Origin of the sequence: Gordonia sp. GONU (assembly GCF_024733855.1) — a bacterium.
Lineage (GTDB): Bacteria > Actinomycetota > Actinomycetes > Mycobacteriales > Mycobacteriaceae > Gordonia > Gordonia amicalis.
In genome coordinates, this window is sequence record NZ_JANRHB010000003.1 from 49,494 (window position 1) to 63,946 (window position 14,453).

The window sequence follows — 14,453 nt, forward strand, 5'->3', positions numbered from 1 at the left end:
GAGGCGATTAAGTGGCACAGGAAGTGCTCAGCGACCTGAACAAGGTGCGCAACATCGGCATCATGGCCCACATCGATGCCGGCAAGACCACCACGACCGAGCGAATCCTCTTCTACACCGGTGTGAACTACAAGATCGGTGAAACCCACGACGGTGCCTCGACCACCGACTGGATGGAGCAGGAGAAGGAGCGTGGTATCACCATCACCTCCGCGGCCGTGACCTGTTTCTGGAACAAGAACCAGATCAACATCATCGACACCCCCGGCCACGTCGACTTCACCGTCGAGGTGGAGCGCAGCCTCCGCGTCCTCGACGGCGCGGTCGCCGTGTTCGACGGCAAGGAAGGCGTCGAGCCGCAGTCCGAGCAGGTGTGGCGTCAGGCCGAGAAGTACGAAGTCCCCCGTATCTGCTTCGTCAACAAGATGGACAAGCTGGGCGCGGACTTCTACTTCACCGTTCAGACCATCAAGGACCGCCTCGGCGCCAAGCCGCTGGTCCTGCAGCTCCCGATCGGTGCCGAGGACAACTTCGACGGCGTCGTCGACCTCATCGAGCAGAAGGCCATCACCTGGCGCGGCGTCGTGCCGACCGGTGCCGAGCCGACCATCGAGGAGATCCCGGCCGACCTGGTCGAGAAGGCTGCGGAGTACCGCGAGCAGCTGCTCGAGACGGTCGCCGAGTCCGACGAAGCCCTCATGGAGAAGTACTTCGGCGGCGAAGAGCTCACCGTCGAGGAGATCAAGGCTGCGATCCGCAAGCTGACCGTCTCCCGTGAGCTCTACCCGGTTCTCTGTGGCTCGGCCTTCAAGAACAAGGGTGTCCAGCCGATGCTGGACGCGGTCATCGACTACCTGCCGTCCCCGCTGGACGTGCCGTCGGTCGAGGGCCACGCCGTGGGCGACGAGGAAGAGATCCTCTCGCGCAAGCCGTCCGCCGACGAGCCGTTCTCGGCTCTCGCGTTCAAGATCGCGGCCCACCCCTTCTTCGGCAAGCTCACCTTCGTGCGCGTGTACTCCGGCAAGATCAACGCCGGCACCCAGGTGCTCAACGCCACCAAGGGCAAGAAGGAGCGCATCGGCAAGCTCTTCCAGATGCATGCCAACAAGGAGAACCCGGTCGAGGACGCCACCGCCGGTCACATCTACGCGATGATCGGCCTCAAGGACACCACCACCGGTGACACCCTGTGTGATGCGGCAGCGCCCATCGTGCTCGAGTCCATGAGCTTCCCGGACCCGGTCATCAACGTCTCGATCGAGCCGAAGACCAAGTCCGACCAGGAGAAGCTCGGCACCGCGATCCAGAAGCTCGCCGAAGAGGACCCGACCTTCTCGGTCCAGCTCGACGAGGAGACCGGCCAGACCGTCATCGGCGGTATGGGCGAGCTCCACCTCGACATCCTGGTCGACCGCATGAAGCGCGAGTTCAAGGTCGAGGCCAACGTCGGCAAGCCGCAGGTGGCGTACCGCGAGACCATCCGCAAGACGGTCGAGAAGCACGAGTACACCCACAAGAAGCAGACCGGTGGTTCGGGTCAGTTCGCGAAGGTCATCATCAAGCTCGAGCCCCTCGTGGATGCCGAGGACGGTGCGACCTACGAGTTCGCCAACGCCGTCACCGGTGGTCGAGTCCCGCGCGAGTACATCCCGTCGGTGGATGCCGGTGCCCAGGACGCCATGCAGTACGGTGTCCTCGCCGGTTACCCGCTGGTCAACCTGAAGGTCACCCTGCTCGACGGTCAGTACCACGACGTCGACTCGTCGGAAATGGCCTTCAAGATCGCCGGCTCGCAGGCCCTCAAGGAAGCTGCGAGGATGGCCGGCCCGGTCATCCTGGAGCCGATCATGGCCGTCGAGGTCACGACTCCTGAGGACTACATGGGCGACGTCATCGGCGACCTGAACTCCCGCCGTGGCCAGATCCAGGCCATGGAGGAGCGCAGTGGTGCACGTGTCGTGAAGGCACAGGTGCCGCTGTCGGAGATGTTCGGCTACATCGGAGACCTTCGGTCGAAGACCCAGGGCCGGGCAAACTACTCCATGGTGTTCGACTCGTACGCGGAAGTTCCCGCGAACGTGTCGAAGGAAATCATCGCGAAGGCCACCGGAGAGTAATTCCCCGGTCGCCCTGGCGACACGCGCTGGCCGACAAGCGGGCGCACCAACGTAAATGAAAACCCCTGCTGGGATCCGCCCAGTAGAGCAACAACAGTCCAGGAGGACAATCAAGTGGCGAAGGCGAAGTTCGAGCGGACCAAGCCGCACGTGAACATCGGCACCATCGGTCACGTCGACCACGGCAAGACCACCCTGACCGCGGCCATCACCAAGGTGCTGCACGACAAGTACCCGGAACTCAACAAGAGCTTCGCGTTCGACCAGATCGACAAGGCTCCTGAGGAGAAGGCTCGCGGTATCACGATCAACATCTCGCATGTTGAGTACGAGACCGAGAAGCGTCACTACGCTCACGTGGACGCTCCGGGTCACGCCGACTACATCAAGAACATGATCACCGGTGCGGCTCAGATGGACGGCGCGATCCTCGTGGTTGCCGCCACCGACGGTCCGATGCCGCAGACCCGCGAGCACGTGCTGCTGGCCCGCCAGGTCGGTGTGCCCTACATCCTCGTCGCCCTGAACAAGGCCGACATGGTCGACGACGAAGAGATCATCGAGCTCGTCGAGATGGAGGTCCGCGAACTGCTGGCCGCCCAGGACTTCGACGAGGAAGCACCGGTCGTCAAGGTCTCGGCGCTCAAGGCGCTCGAGGGTGACGCCGAGTGGGCCAAGTCGATCGAAGAGCTCATGGCTGCTGTCGACGAGTCGATCCCGGATCCGGTTCGCGAGACCGACAAGCCGTTCCTCATGCCCGTCGAGGACGTCTTCACCATCACCGGCCGCGGCACCGTGGTCACCGGTCGTGTGGAGCGCGGCGAGGTCAACGTGAACGAGGAAGTCGAGATCGTCGGCATCCGCGAGAAGAGCACCAAGACCACCGTCACCGGTATCGAGATGTTCCACAAGCTCCTCGATTCCGCACAGGCAGGCGACAACGCCGGTCTGCTGCTCCGCGGCCTCAAGCGTGAGGACGTCGAGCGCGGTCAGGTCATCGTGAAGCCGGGCACCACGACCCCGCACACCGAGTTCGAGGGCCAGGCGTACATCCTGTCCAAGGACGAGGGCGGCCGTCACACCCCGTTCTTCAACAACTACCGTCCGCAGTTCTACTTCCGTACCACGGACGTGACCGGCGTCGTGACCCTCCCCGAGGGCACCGAAATGGTCATGCCGGGCGACAACACCGAGATGAGCGTCAAGCTCATCCAGCCGGTCGCCATGGACGAGGGCCTGCGCTTCGCCATCCGCGAGGGTGGCCGCACCGTTGGTGCGGGTCGAGTCACCAAGATCACCAAGTGACGATTTCCCCCGGCCCTCGGTGGTGACGTGCGAGCGTCGTCCTCGGGGCGGGGGCCTGCGTCACGGATCACCAAGTGATCCTGTCTTGACGCACTGACTCTCTGAGTCGCAAAGGCGCCCCAGCCGCGAAAGCGGTTGGGGCGCCTTTGTCATCACGCGACCGTGAACGGATCGTCGACGAACTCTGACGAGACGAGAAAAGCCCGCCGGCGATCGCAGTCGATCGCCGGCGGGCTTTCCTAGAATGTCCTACTGCGTGTTCGTGTAGAGATCTCCGTACTCGCCGCGCATGTTCTTCTTGTCCAGTTTGCCGACGCTGGTGCGCGGCAACCGGTCGACCCGGATGATCGTGTCGGGGAGCTGCCATTTGGCGAAGCGGTCGACGAGTAGCGCGTGCACCTCGTCGATGTCGATGTCCTCGCCGTCGGTCGTGGCCACCAGCACGACCGGTCGTTCCTGCCACTTCGGGTGTTCGACGCCGATGACGGCTGCCTCGGCCACGCGCGGGTGAGCGACGATGGCGTTCTCCATGTCGATCGAGGAGATCCACTCACCTCCGCTCTTGACGACGTCCTTGAGACGGTCGGTGAGCTTCATGTACCCGTTCTCGTCGATCACGCCGACGTCGCCGCTGCGCCAGTAACCGTCGAGGAACTTGTCGGCGTCGTCGTCGAGGTTGTGGTAGCGCTCGGTGATCCAGGGACCGCGGAAGAGCAGTTCACCCTGGCTGACCCCGTCATGCGGCAGGTCGTTGCCGTCGGCGTCGACGACTCGTACATCGATGCCGTTGAGCGGAAGTCCCTGGGAGCGCTTCAGATCCCACTTCTCTTCGTCGGAAATCCTGCCCTGCAGGGTGTACTTGAGGCCGCGGTTGATGGTCACCATCGGGGTGGTCTCGGTGGCGCCGTAGGCGTGGATGATGTCGGCGCCCGTCAGGTCGGCGAAGCCGCGCATCAGAGACAGGGCGGGTTCGGTTGCGCCACAGAGGAGTCGGGCGCGACTGAAGTCGGGCTTCTCGTCGAGTGTGGTGATGTAGTCGAGCATCGGCTGGAAGATCGCCGGTGCTCCGTTGGCGATGGTCACACCTTCGTCGATCATCGTGTCGACGAGCATCGCGGTGTCGTCGGCCTGGTATCGCCCGGGCAGAACCACTTTGGCGGCACTGAAGATCGCCGACTGGGGAAGTCCCCAGCACGAGGAGTGGAACATCGGGGTGATCAGCATGACCGCGTCCGAGGCATCCATGCCGAGGTTGGCGGCCTCGGCCAGTGTGTGCAGGTAGATCCCGCGATGCGAGTAGTAGACGCCTTTGGGCCGACCGGTGGTGCCGGTGGTGTAACACGCACTGTAGGAGGACTTCTCCTCGATCACCGGCCAGTCGAAGGACGGTTCGGCGGCGGCCATCAGGTCCTCGAAGAACACGACGTCGGGCAGGCTGGTGGAGATCTCGGCCGACGGGCGATCCGTCATGACGACCCACTGACGCACACCGGGTGCGTGTGGGGCGATGGCCTCGGCGACCGGGAGCAGCGACTCGTCGACGAGCACCACCGATGCCTCGGAGTGCGAGGTCACGAAGCCGAGATCCTCCGGGGCGAGTCGCAGATTCATCTGCAGCATGACCGCACCGGTACCCGGGATGGCCCAGTACAGCTCGAAATGACGTCTGCTGTTCCAGTCGAGGACGCCGACGACGTCGGCCGGCTTCACACCGAGGCCGGTCAGCACGTTGGCGGCGCGCTGGGTGCGGGCATAGCAGTCGGCGTAGGTGTAGCGATCCCAGGAACCGTCGGCGGCGCGGGAGACGATCTCCTGCTCCGGGTAGGTGCGAGCGCTGTGGCGGATCAGCGTGGTGGTGTTGAGCTGGTAGGAGTCGCCGTGCGTCGAGGGCAGGCCCCGGACGATCTCGGTGGTCATGACGGTCCCTTCGGATTCGTTGGTCGATCGTGCTGTCCTGAGGATCACGACCAGACAGCCGATACAACTGTACAGTTGGCAATTCTGATGTATGGAAACCCATCTCTTTGTACAATCGACGTCGGCCTGCGGGAGGTACACAGTCATGTCAGATCCACGCGCGAGTCCTGGTGATCTCACCGCGAAGGCGAAGATTCGCAACGCGGCACTCGACCTGTACGCGGATCAGGGGGAGGGGCGTGTCTCGATGCGCGCTGTCGCCGCGGCGGCCGGGGTGACGGTGGGGCTGGTCCAGCATCATTTCAAGACCAAAGAGGGCCTGCGCAATGCGGTCGAGCAGCTCATCGTCGACTACCACGCCCAGGCCATCGCGTCGGCGCCCACCGACGGCACTCCCGGTGAGGTGATAGCCGAACGGGACCGGGCGGTTCAACGGATGCTTCTCGAACACCCGCCGGTGGTCGACTACCTCCGACGCGCCGTGCTCGATCCGGCGGGTGAGCACGGGGCGCTGATCGGGCGTCTCACGGAACTGACCAGGTCGGAGGTGACCAAATCGCGCGAGAGCGGTCTGGCATCCACCGACCGGTCCGAGGCCGTGCAGGTGGTCCGGGTGATGGTGCGCCAGCTCGGTGGCCTGTTCCTGCAGCCGATGGTCGACGCGATCTGGGCGGGCGCGGGTGGGCTCGACACCGCCGACTCGGAGAAACCTTCCCTGAGCGTGTCCATCGTCGAGCGGTAGTCCGGGTGGCCCACGATGGCTGCGGTACAGGTGGGAAGGACATGGTGTGACGCGGCGCGCACCGCGGCCGGCCGTAGGCTGATTTTCATGCGCGTGCTGAAGCGGCGGGCCGAGCCGGCCCTCGCGGTCCGGGTGGCCGGCGAACCCAACAGGGGGTTGCCGGTGGTACTCGTCCACGGGATGGCGTCGGACCATTCGACATGGCGTCCCCTCGCATCGGCGTTGCGCCGGCAGGGTCGACCGGTCGTGAGCGTCGACCTCCGCGGACACGGCCGCAGCGGTCGCGCGCAGGGGGCCTATCGGCTCGACGACTTCCGGGACGACCTCGTCTACGTGCTCGACGTCCTCGGCATTCACAGTGCAGACGTGGTCGGGCACTCGCTCGGTGCGCACACCGCGCTCCGCCTGGCGATGCACGAGCCGTCGCGGGTGCGGCGTCTGGTCCTCGAGGAGGTACCGCCCATGCCCCGCGACGAGGCCGACCTCTCCGAGGGCATCACCATGAAGGCGACCCTGGGCGAACAGGTCCGCGGACTCCTCGCCCTGGTGGGAAACCCCTTCCCGGTCATCCGGTTCGACGGCCGGATGGGCGACGAGATCGTCGCCGAGTTCGATGTCTGTGCACCACAGTGGTGGTCGGAACTGCCGCGCGTGAGCGCCTCGACGATGGTCATCTCGGGCGGGGAACGCAGCTTCCTGCCGCCTCGTCACCTGCGGACGGTCAGCGAGGCCCTGCCGGATTCACGGTTCGTCACCATCGATGCCGGACACAGCGTGCACCGCGACCGACGTGCGGAGTTCATTCGGCACGTCGAGGAGTTCCTGGGACCCACCGTTCCCTGAGGTGCGAGCGGAGCGAGACCCACCGTTCCCTGAGGTGCGAGCGGAGCGAGCCTCGAAGGGCCTGGGTCGTTAGGCCGGCTTGTTGTGCAGCGGCCGCGGGTCGACGCCCACCTTCGTCCACGCCTCATGCGCCCACGGGACGTAGAGGTACTTCAGCGGCAGTCGGTTGACCAGCGGGTTGATGGCGCGCATGAAAGCCGCGAAGCGCTGGAAGTTCTTCTCCTTCTTGTCGTTCCACTCCAGGTCGCAGACATCACGCATCTGCTGGGGGAGCGTCCCCACGATGACCGTGCGGATGAACGCGTTGAGCGGAGCCGACAGAACCTTCCACACCGGGCCCGGGATCTTCTTGGGGCGAGGCAGCCCCTGACGGATGTAGCCGGTCGCGTAGACGATCGTCTTGTGGGGGACGAAGCGGTCGAGCATGTCCTCCCAGTACGCGAGGAACTCCTCGTAGGTCTGGGGCTGACCACGGTCGCTGACACCGTAGAGCTGGTACCAGACCTTGCTCTCCTCGAAGATCTGCACCTTCTCGGCGTAGCTGAGGCGACGGATGAACGTGTCGGTGATGTAGAGGACCTGGTCGACGAAGGTCGCGTGCGCCCAGTAGAACAGCTCCGGGTTGAGCGCGTGATAGCGCGAGCCGTCGCTGATGGTGCCCTTGATGTCGCGATGGAAGTCACGGACCGTCCGGCCCCACTTCTCGGGTTCGGTGCTGTAGACGGTCTTCATCACGGGCGGCCCGGTCCGCTTGGCGCGACCGAGGAAGTCGGAAAAGATCACCGAATGGTCGAGGACCGCCTGCCCGAGCTGCTCGATGCAGTTCTCGGTACCGGCCAGCCGCTGGAAGCCGAGGATGCCCCGGGAATCGCCGTAGAACTTCCACACGAGTGAATCGGCTCCGAGCCGAGGCCGCACGATCTCGCCGGCGGTGTCCGGGGTGTCGTCGACGATCATCGGCTCCGCCTCGCGGATACCGGCATCGAATCCCTGGTTGACTGACATGAGGGCGAGGGTAGCGCACTTGGAACAAAGTGGGAAGGTTGTTCCATCGAATTCACATAACCCTCGTTCAAAGTCGACGCGAGTGACCCAGGAGGATGTGATGCCCGGCGTGAACGGTGAGTGGGAGCTCCCGGATGTGGAGGACCTGCTCGCGACGGCCGTGGTGGTTCGCCTCCCCATGCGAACCCGGTTCCGTGGACTGACCGCCCGCGAGACGATGGTCTTCGCCGGGCCGGCGGGCTGGGGCGAGTTCGGTCCCTTCGTCGAGTACGACGACGACGAGGCGTCCGCATGGCTGCGGGCCGGCATCGAGGCCGCCTACCTCGGTCCGCCCCCCGCGGTGCGGGACACGGTGCCGGTCAACGCGACCGTGCCCGCGATCCCGGCCGAGGATGTTGCCGAACTGCTCAAGCGGTATCCGGGCGCGGGTACGGCCAAGGTGAAGGTCGCCGAACCGGGCCAGACCCTCGACGACGACGTCGCGCGGGTCGCCGCGACACGTGAGGTGATCGGTCGGGTGCGCGTCGACGCCAACGGCGGCTGGTCGGTGGACGAGGCGATCACCGCTCTCCGCGCGATCGGCGACGTCGAATACGCCGAACAACCGTGCCGCACGGTCGAAGAACTGGCGCAGGTGCGGCGTTCGGTGGACGTGCCGATCGCCGCCGACGAATCCATCCGCCGGGCCGACGATCCGCTGCGGGTGGTCGCCGCGGAGGCCGCCGACGTCGCCGTGGTGAAGGTGGCACCGCTCGGCGGGATGCGGGCGACGCTCGAACTCGCCGACACCCTCGGTCTCGACGTCGTCGTGTCGAGCGCCCTCGACAGCGCGATCGGCATGGCAGCCGGGGTCGCGGCCGCGGCCGCACTACCGCGTCTCGACCTCGCTTGCGGCCTCGGCACCGGTTCGCTCTTCACCGCCGACGTCGCACCGTCGTTCCTGATGCGGGACGGCGTCGTCGAACCACGCTGGTTCGGTGCCGGGTTCGACGTCGACGTCGTGAGTCATGCTGCGCCGGAGGACCGTCAACAGTGGTGGCGGCACCGGCTTCGACGCTGTCATCGACTGCTCGTCGAGGGCTGAGCGCTCGCCGGCCGATCGGAGGCGAGTTAGGAACGCTTTTCCCAGATTGTCTCAACATGGTCTAGTATGCGATGTGGATCACATTCTGCACGACTCGACTGGACGGGAGACGGTCATGGCGTCGGTACTCGCGACCCCTCCCACGGGGAGCGGCTTGCAGGCCGTGCCGTGTTCGGGTCGTAACAGCATCCTCGAGATCATGTCGATGCGGCGCGACCCGTTCGCCTTCGCCGACCGCCGCCGCGCCCGGTTCGGCAACGTGTCGGGACTCGATGCCTTCGGCGTGCAGATGGTGGTGACGGGAGACCCCCGCGCCGCGCAGGAGATCCTGATGAACAAGGACCGGGCGTTCGCCAACGGTCCGGCGTGGAGCTACTTCATCGGTCCCTTCTTCAACCGCGGCGTCATGCTCCTCGACTTCGACGAGCACCGTCACCATCGGCACATCCTGCAGCAGGCGTTCAGCACCTCTGCGCTCAAGGGCTACATGCAGGAGATGCAGCCCATGATCGCCGAGCGCGTCGGGGAGTTCCCGGTCGGCTCGGTGAAACTGTTCGAACAGTTCAAGGCGCTCACTCTCGACGTCGCGCTCGAGGTCTTCCTCGGCCTGAACCTTCCCAGGGACGAGGCCGACCGGATCAACAAGGCGTTCATCGACACCGTCCGTGCAGGTGTCGCCTACGTGCGCAAACCCGTTCCGGGCGGTCGCTGGTGGAAGGGGCTGCGCTCGCGCAAGGTCCTCGAGGAGTTCTTCTACGCCAACATCGCGGCGAAGCGGGCACGGGAGACCCCGGATCTCTTCTCGGTTCTCTGTCACGCGGAGAGCGATGAGGGAGATCGCTTCTCCGACGAGGACGTGGTCAACCACATGATCTTCGTGCTCATGGCCGCGCACGACACGTCGACGATCACGATGACCCAGATGGCCTACCACATGGCCAAGGCGCCCGAGTGGCAGGAACGTGCCCGGTCGGAGTCGCTCGAACTCGGACCCGAACTCGGATACGACAGCCTCGGGAGCATGACTGCGCTGGACCTGGTGATGAAGGAGTCGCTGCGGCTCTGTCCGCCGGTGCCGGCCCAGCCCCGCATGGCCATCAAGGACACCTCGGTCCAGGGTTTCCACATCCCCGAGGGCACCATCGTCACCACTTCCTCCTTGTCCGGCCAGCGGGACCCGGAGTTCTTCACCAATCCCGACATGTTCGACCCGGAGAGGTTCGGTCCGGAGCGCGCGGAGGACAAGTCCCACCGGTTCGCCTGGATGCCATTTGGTGGTGGCGTTCACAAATGTATCGGCCTGTATTTTGGCCAGATGGAGATCAAGACGATCATGCATCACCTGCTGCGTGGGTACGAATGGTCGGTGCCGGCCGACTACACGTTGCCGATGGACTACAGCGCGCTGCCCGTGCCCAAGGACAAGCTCCCTGTGACCCTTCGGCGCAGGTGATCGAGTGTCGGACAATCTCGTGAAGGAGACCGTGAAGAGCGTCGTGAAGGGGAAGGGCGCCCGCACGTCCACCCGGAAGGTGCGCAACACCGCGAGCCCGGCCGACCAGGAGGCGGCGATCCTCGCGGCCGCGGCGTCAGAGTTCGCCGAGGTCGGTGTGCGCCGCGCCAACATCGACGAGGTCGCAGCGCGTGCCGGCGTCAGCCGCAGCACCCTGTACCGCCGCTTCCCGAACAAGGAGGCGCTCCTCTATGCCGTGGCCAACGATGCCTACGAACGCGGCATGCAGAAACTCGAGGCCTCGGTCAAGGGGATGGGACCCAAGGAAGCGCTCGTCGAGGCGTTCGCGGTCGGTGCCGAGCTCGTCATGTCGGACCCGCTGTTGAGCCGGATCGTCCTCACCGACTCCGAGATCAAGAGCGTCACCGCGAAGATGACGTCGCTGTTCATCGACATGGTCACCGATCGGGTTGCCGCCACGCTGCGCGACGAGGGCGCCCAGATGCCGGTCGAGGATCTGCTCGAGGCGGTCGAGATCCATGTGCGCCTGGTGATCTCGCTCCTCGAGACGCCGCCGTCGGATCCGGCCCGCACCGAACCGCAGCGGGTTCGCGACTTCGCGGCGAAGTTCCTCGCCCCGATGATCTGGTGACCGGAGCCCGACGCACTACGGCGACGACCTCCTGTGCGGTGGCCGTGCGCGCCGCCCACTGTCGAGACCAATCAACAACAATCACCCGAGGGGGAACCAATGAGCCTGCGTGACAAACTGTCTCGGAAGCCCGACCACGATGCCGTCCGCGCGGCGCTGAAGGACAAGGTGGTGGTCATCACCGGCGGCGCGCGCGGTATCGGATTCGAGACCGCGACCCAGCTGTTCCGAGCGGGCGCGAAGGTGGCCATCGGCGACGTCGACGGCGAGGCGGTCGGCAAGGCCGCTGCCGATCTCGGCATCGAGGGCGTCGAGGTCGACGTCACCAGGCGGGAGTCCTTCGACGCGTTCCTCTCCGAGGTCGAGAGCCGGCTCGGACCGATCGACGTCCTGGTCAACAACGCCGGGATCATGCCGGTCGGTCCGTTCTTGTCCTACGACGACACGATCATCCGCCGGACCTTCGACATCGACGTCCTCGGCGTCATCATCGGCTGCCAGGAAGCAGCTCGCCGGATGGCCCCGCGACGGACCGGCCACATCGTCAACATCGCGTCGACGGCCGGCCGCATCCCGACCCCGGGTCTGACCATCTACAACGGCGCCAAGGCCGCGGTGATCGAGTTCTCCGAGGCGCTGGGCGCCGAGCTCGAGCCGGAGGGTGTCACCGTCAGCGCCGTCCTCCCGACCTTCACCCGGACCGCGCTGATCTCCGGACTCCAGACCAACAAGTTCATCCAGACCGTGTCGCCGGAAGAAGTGGCGGCCATCGTCGTGGAGACGATCGCCCGCCCGGTGACGCGCGTGTACGCCCCGCGGTCGATGCGCTGGGCGGACTCGAGTCCCCTGTTCCCACAGGCGATGAAGCGGTTCAGCCGGAAGCTCACCAAGTTGGACTCGATCTTCCTGAGCCCCGACCAGGAGGCGCGCGCCGCCTACTCGAGCCGAATCCGCGGTGAGAAGGTCGAGAACAAAGCGAACACCCGCCTGTCGTCGTAGAGGAGAGCCCGGCTTTGAGCGAGGGGTCGCGGTCCGGTGCGGCGGAAATCGCGTCCGCACGCAGCGCTCGGCGTGAACTGCGCGAGGCGCTCGACGAACTGCATGCCGTGGAGGTCGACGCGGGCCTGCGACGCCCGGTGCCGCGGTGGCGGTGGATTCTGACGATTCTGGTGACGGTCGTCGCGGTCGTCGGCGCCGGGATCGCGGTCGCGGCCTGGTCCGACGCGCGGAACGCCTACACCGACGACGATTTCGAACGTGCCGCCGCCGAACGCGTCGCCGTGCTGATCGCGCCGGACCATCGCGATCCGGGCCGGGCGCGCAAGATCCTCGCGGGCGCCACCGGCACCTTCTACGACGAGTTCGCCCAGTCCGCGGACAGCTACAGCGCTTTCGTGCAGGCCAATGGCTCGGTGTCCGAGTCCTCGGTCGACGGCACGGGTGTCTCGGCCCGGGAGGGCGACAGCGCAACGGTTCTCGTCGCGGCGACCGTCGTGTTCGACGCCGATGACGGGACGGGTCCGGGGCAGGCACGCCGATTCCGGTTACGGGTACTGGTCACACCCGACGACGGCTCGCTGAAACTCGGGGCGGTGCAATACCTTCCATGACCTCACTGGGTTACCTCTCGGCGCGGGCCGGCGCTCTCCGAATTCTGGTGGCGGCGCTGGTGCTCGCGGCTGCGCTGGTCGCCGCGGGGTCCGCGTGGCGTGCCCACGCCGCGGGAGACGAGTTGCAGGACAGCCGTGAGCAGCTCCGCAGCCGTGCGCGAACGATCGTGGCCGACGTCTTCTCGGTCGATTCGTCTCGGTGGCAACAGGATCGGGCGCGGGCCCGGGAGCTGGTCGCTCGCCAGTTTCTCGACAGCTACGGAGCACAGCTCACCCGGCCGCCGGAGCCGGGGACGATCTCGGTCGTGTGGCGGCCCGAGATCGTCAGCGTGGTCGACGCCGACGCCGTCGAAGGGCAGGCACTGATGCGGGTGGCGGTGACCGTACGGTCCGATGTTCGTGCCGGATCCGAACCTGATGCGGCGACGGTCCGGCGATCGGTGCTGGCTCGCTTCGTCCGTGCCGATGATTCGTGGCTGCTCGCCGCGGCCGATGTGATCGGGTGAGACGGTGACGCAGGCAGACGACTCGACCTCCGCCCGCGTGCGGCTTGCCCGCAGCCGGGTCGACGAGGCGACGCGGAGTGCGCGCACAGCCCGGATCGCCGCCGCACCCGCGCTCCGCGAGCGTGCCGTGCGACGGACGCGCCGCCTACGAGCGGGTCTTCTGGCCGTGGCGGCGATCGTCGCGATCCTCGTCGTCGCGGGCGTTGTCCTGGGATGGCAGATCCGCGGGCAGCGGGCCGAAGTCGATCTGCAGGGCGAAGTGCTGGATTCGGCGCGTGCTGCGGTCACGGCCATGCTCACCGCCGACCCGGCCGAGGCCGGTGCCTATGTGGACGGAGTGCTCGCGGTGAGCACCGGCTCGCAGCGGGATCGCATCGACAAGGCCCGTGACGCTCTCGTCACCGAAGTGCGCACGCAGACCGGACGCAGTGTCGGACAGGTGGTCTCGGCCGGCCTGGTCACCGACCCGGCGTCGGACGACACCGGCACCACCGTGGACGTGCTCGTCGTCGCCGACGCCACGAACCCGCTGTTGCTGGGGTCGGAGAGGGCGGCGGACCCGGCCGCCGTCGACGCGACCGCCGAACGCATCACGGCGCTGATCACCATGGAACGCACCGGTGACGGCTGGAAGATCGCCGAGGCGCGTCTGTCGTGACCGAACTCCTGGAACCGCGCCCGACACGCCGGCAACGCCATCGCATCGCTGCGCTGACCGTCGTCACCGTCGTGGCACTCGTTGTCGCGCTGATCGCCGGGATCGCGGTGTTGCGGTCCGACCCACAGCCCAGCGAGGATGAGCGTGCCGCGATCCTGTCCGCGGCGGGCGGCGCGGTCGGTGCACTGATGACATTCGGGCCGGATGACCCACCCGACCAGCGGCGGCGCACGGATGCGCTGCTTGCCGACCCGTTGCGTCTCGAATACCGCAACCGGGGCGCCGACGTCGTCCTTCCCGGGGCGCGGGCCGCGGCGATCTCGATGGTCGGACGGGTCGTGGGCGCCGGTCTGGACGACAGCGCCGACGAACGCGCGCGGGTCCTCGTGTTCGTCGACCAGACGGTGTCTGTCGCCGACGGACAAAAACCTATAGGCTTTAGGGTGCCTGCCGACGCGGACGGTGAGACAACCCCTACCGCGAGGTGGGCACTTATGCGTAAGGTCGACGGGAATTGGCTGCTGTCCGACCTGCAACCGGTCGGAGACGTAACCCGCTGAG

General features: G+C 66.3%; 14 protein-coding genes. 12 read left to right on the forward strand and 2 right to left on the reverse strand.

The annotated features are described in order from the left end of the window. Window positions 1-11: 11 nt before the first annotated feature. Window positions 12-2,117: an elongation factor G gene (gene fusA / locus NWF34_RS03875; protein WP_096274592.1), complete on the forward strand. Its 2,106-nt coding sequence runs from the start codon at window positions 12-14 to the stop codon at window positions 2,115-2,117. Between the two features lie 114 nt (window positions 2,118-2,231). Continuing rightward, window positions 2,232-3,422: an elongation factor Tu gene (gene tuf, locus NWF34_RS03880; protein WP_006434719.1), complete on the forward strand. Its 1,191-nt coding sequence runs from the start codon at window positions 2,232-2,234 to the stop codon at window positions 3,420-3,422. Window positions 3,423-3,671: 249 nt separating this feature from the next. Here tuf and NWF34_RS03885 read toward each other — a convergent pair whose 3' ends face one another. Then, window positions 3,672-5,339, reverse strand: a complete 1,668-nt coding sequence (locus NWF34_RS03885; protein WP_096274589.1) for a long-chain-fatty-acid--CoA ligase — start codon at window positions 5,337-5,339, stop codon at window positions 3,672-3,674. 145 nt (window positions 5,340-5,484) lie between these two features. Between NWF34_RS03885 and NWF34_RS03890 the strand changes: the two genes are divergently transcribed. Beyond that, complete coding sequence (locus tag NWF34_RS03890; protein WP_006434717.1) at window positions 5,485-6,081, forward strand: TetR/AcrR family transcriptional regulator; 597 nt, start codon at window positions 5,485-5,487, stop codon at window positions 6,079-6,081. Between the two features lie 87 nt (window positions 6,082-6,168). Further along, window positions 6,169-6,924, forward strand: coding sequence for an alpha/beta fold hydrolase (locus NWF34_RS03895; RefSeq protein ID WP_096274587.1), 756 nt, complete (start codon window positions 6,169-6,171; stop codon window positions 6,922-6,924). Window positions 6,925-6,993: 69 nt separating this feature from the next. Here the strand turns inward: NWF34_RS03895 and NWF34_RS03900 are convergent, their stop codons facing one another. Next, window positions 6,994-7,929, reverse strand: a complete 936-nt coding sequence (locus NWF34_RS03900; protein ID WP_096274585.1) for an oxygenase MpaB family protein — start codon at window positions 7,927-7,929, stop codon at window positions 6,994-6,996. Window positions 7,930-8,029: 100 nt separating this feature from the next. Here NWF34_RS03900 and NWF34_RS03905 point away from each other — a divergent pair, with 100 nt between their 5' ends. From NWF34_RS03905 to NWF34_RS03940, 8 genes are all read left to right on the forward strand, one after another. Then, window positions 8,030-9,013 (forward strand): o-succinylbenzoate synthase, encoded by a 984-nt coding sequence (locus NWF34_RS03905; protein WP_191835025.1) that lies wholly within the window; start codon window positions 8,030-8,032, stop codon window positions 9,011-9,013. A gap of 115 nt (window positions 9,014-9,128) precedes the next feature. Beyond that, entirely contained in the window at window positions 9,129-10,466 is a 1,338-nt protein-coding gene (locus NWF34_RS03910) for a cytochrome P450 (RefSeq protein ID WP_096274583.1), read from the forward strand. 4 nt (window positions 10,467-10,470) lie between these two features. Further along, the gene (locus NWF34_RS03915) at window positions 10,471-11,118 is read left to right on the forward strand and encodes a TetR/AcrR family transcriptional regulator (RefSeq protein WP_096274581.1); all 648 of its coding nucleotides are present in this window, start codon (window positions 10,471-10,473) and stop codon (window positions 11,116-11,118) included. 99 nt (window positions 11,119-11,217) lie between these two features. Continuing rightward, entirely contained in the window at window positions 11,218-12,117 is a 900-nt protein-coding gene (locus tag NWF34_RS03920) for an SDR family oxidoreductase (RefSeq protein ID WP_096274579.1), read from the forward strand. A 14-nt stretch (window positions 12,118-12,131) separates the two neighbouring features. Further along, window positions 12,132-12,728 carry a hypothetical protein gene (locus NWF34_RS03925; RefSeq protein WP_096274577.1) on the forward strand — a complete coding sequence of 199 codons (597 nt, stop codon included), beginning with the start codon at window positions 12,132-12,134 and terminating at the stop codon, window positions 12,726-12,728. Further along, window positions 12,725-13,234 (forward strand): hypothetical protein, encoded by a 510-nt coding sequence (locus NWF34_RS03930; RefSeq protein WP_096274575.1) that lies wholly within the window; start codon window positions 12,725-12,727, stop codon window positions 13,232-13,234. The genes NWF34_RS03925 and NWF34_RS03930 overlap by 4 nt, the downstream gene beginning before the upstream one ends. 4 nt (window positions 13,235-13,238) lie before the next feature. Then, window positions 13,239-13,892, forward strand: a complete 654-nt coding sequence (locus tag NWF34_RS03935; RefSeq protein WP_096274573.1) for a hypothetical protein — start codon at window positions 13,239-13,241, stop codon at window positions 13,890-13,892. Next, window positions 13,889-14,452, forward strand: coding sequence for a hypothetical protein (locus tag NWF34_RS03940; protein ID WP_096274571.1), 564 nt, complete (start codon window positions 13,889-13,891; stop codon window positions 14,450-14,452). Before NWF34_RS03935 ends, NWF34_RS03940 begins: the two co-directional genes overlap by 4 nt. Window position 14,453: the final 1 nt, after the last annotated feature.

Coding starts and splice junctions, on each gene's coding strand:
- NWF34_RS03920 (WP_096274579.1), top strand. CDS start 11,218: ATGAGCCTGCGTGACAAACTGTCTCGGAAGCCCGACCACGATGCCGTC.
- NWF34_RS03900 (WP_096274585.1), bottom strand. CDS start 7,929: ATGTCAGTCAACCAGGGATTCGATGCCGGTATCCGCGAGGCGGAGCCG.
- NWF34_RS03890 (WP_006434717.1), top strand. CDS start 5,485: ATGTCAGATCCACGCGCGAGTCCTGGTGATCTCACCGCGAAGGCGAAG.
- NWF34_RS03905 (WP_191835025.1), top strand. CDS start 8,030: ATGCCCGGCGTGAACGGTGAGTGGGAGCTCCCGGATGTGGAGGACCTG.
- NWF34_RS03930 (WP_096274575.1), top strand. CDS start 12,725: ATGACCTCACTGGGTTACCTCTCGGCGCGGGCCGGCGCTCTCCGAATT.
- NWF34_RS03885 (WP_096274589.1), bottom strand. CDS start 5,339: ATGACCACCGAGATCGTCCGGGGCCTGCCCTCGACGCACGGCGACTCC.
- NWF34_RS03895 (WP_096274587.1), top strand. CDS start 6,169: ATGCGCGTGCTGAAGCGGCGGGCCGAGCCGGCCCTCGCGGTCCGGGTG.
- NWF34_RS03910 (WP_096274583.1), top strand. CDS start 9,129: ATGGCGTCGGTACTCGCGACCCCTCCCACGGGGAGCGGCTTGCAGGCC.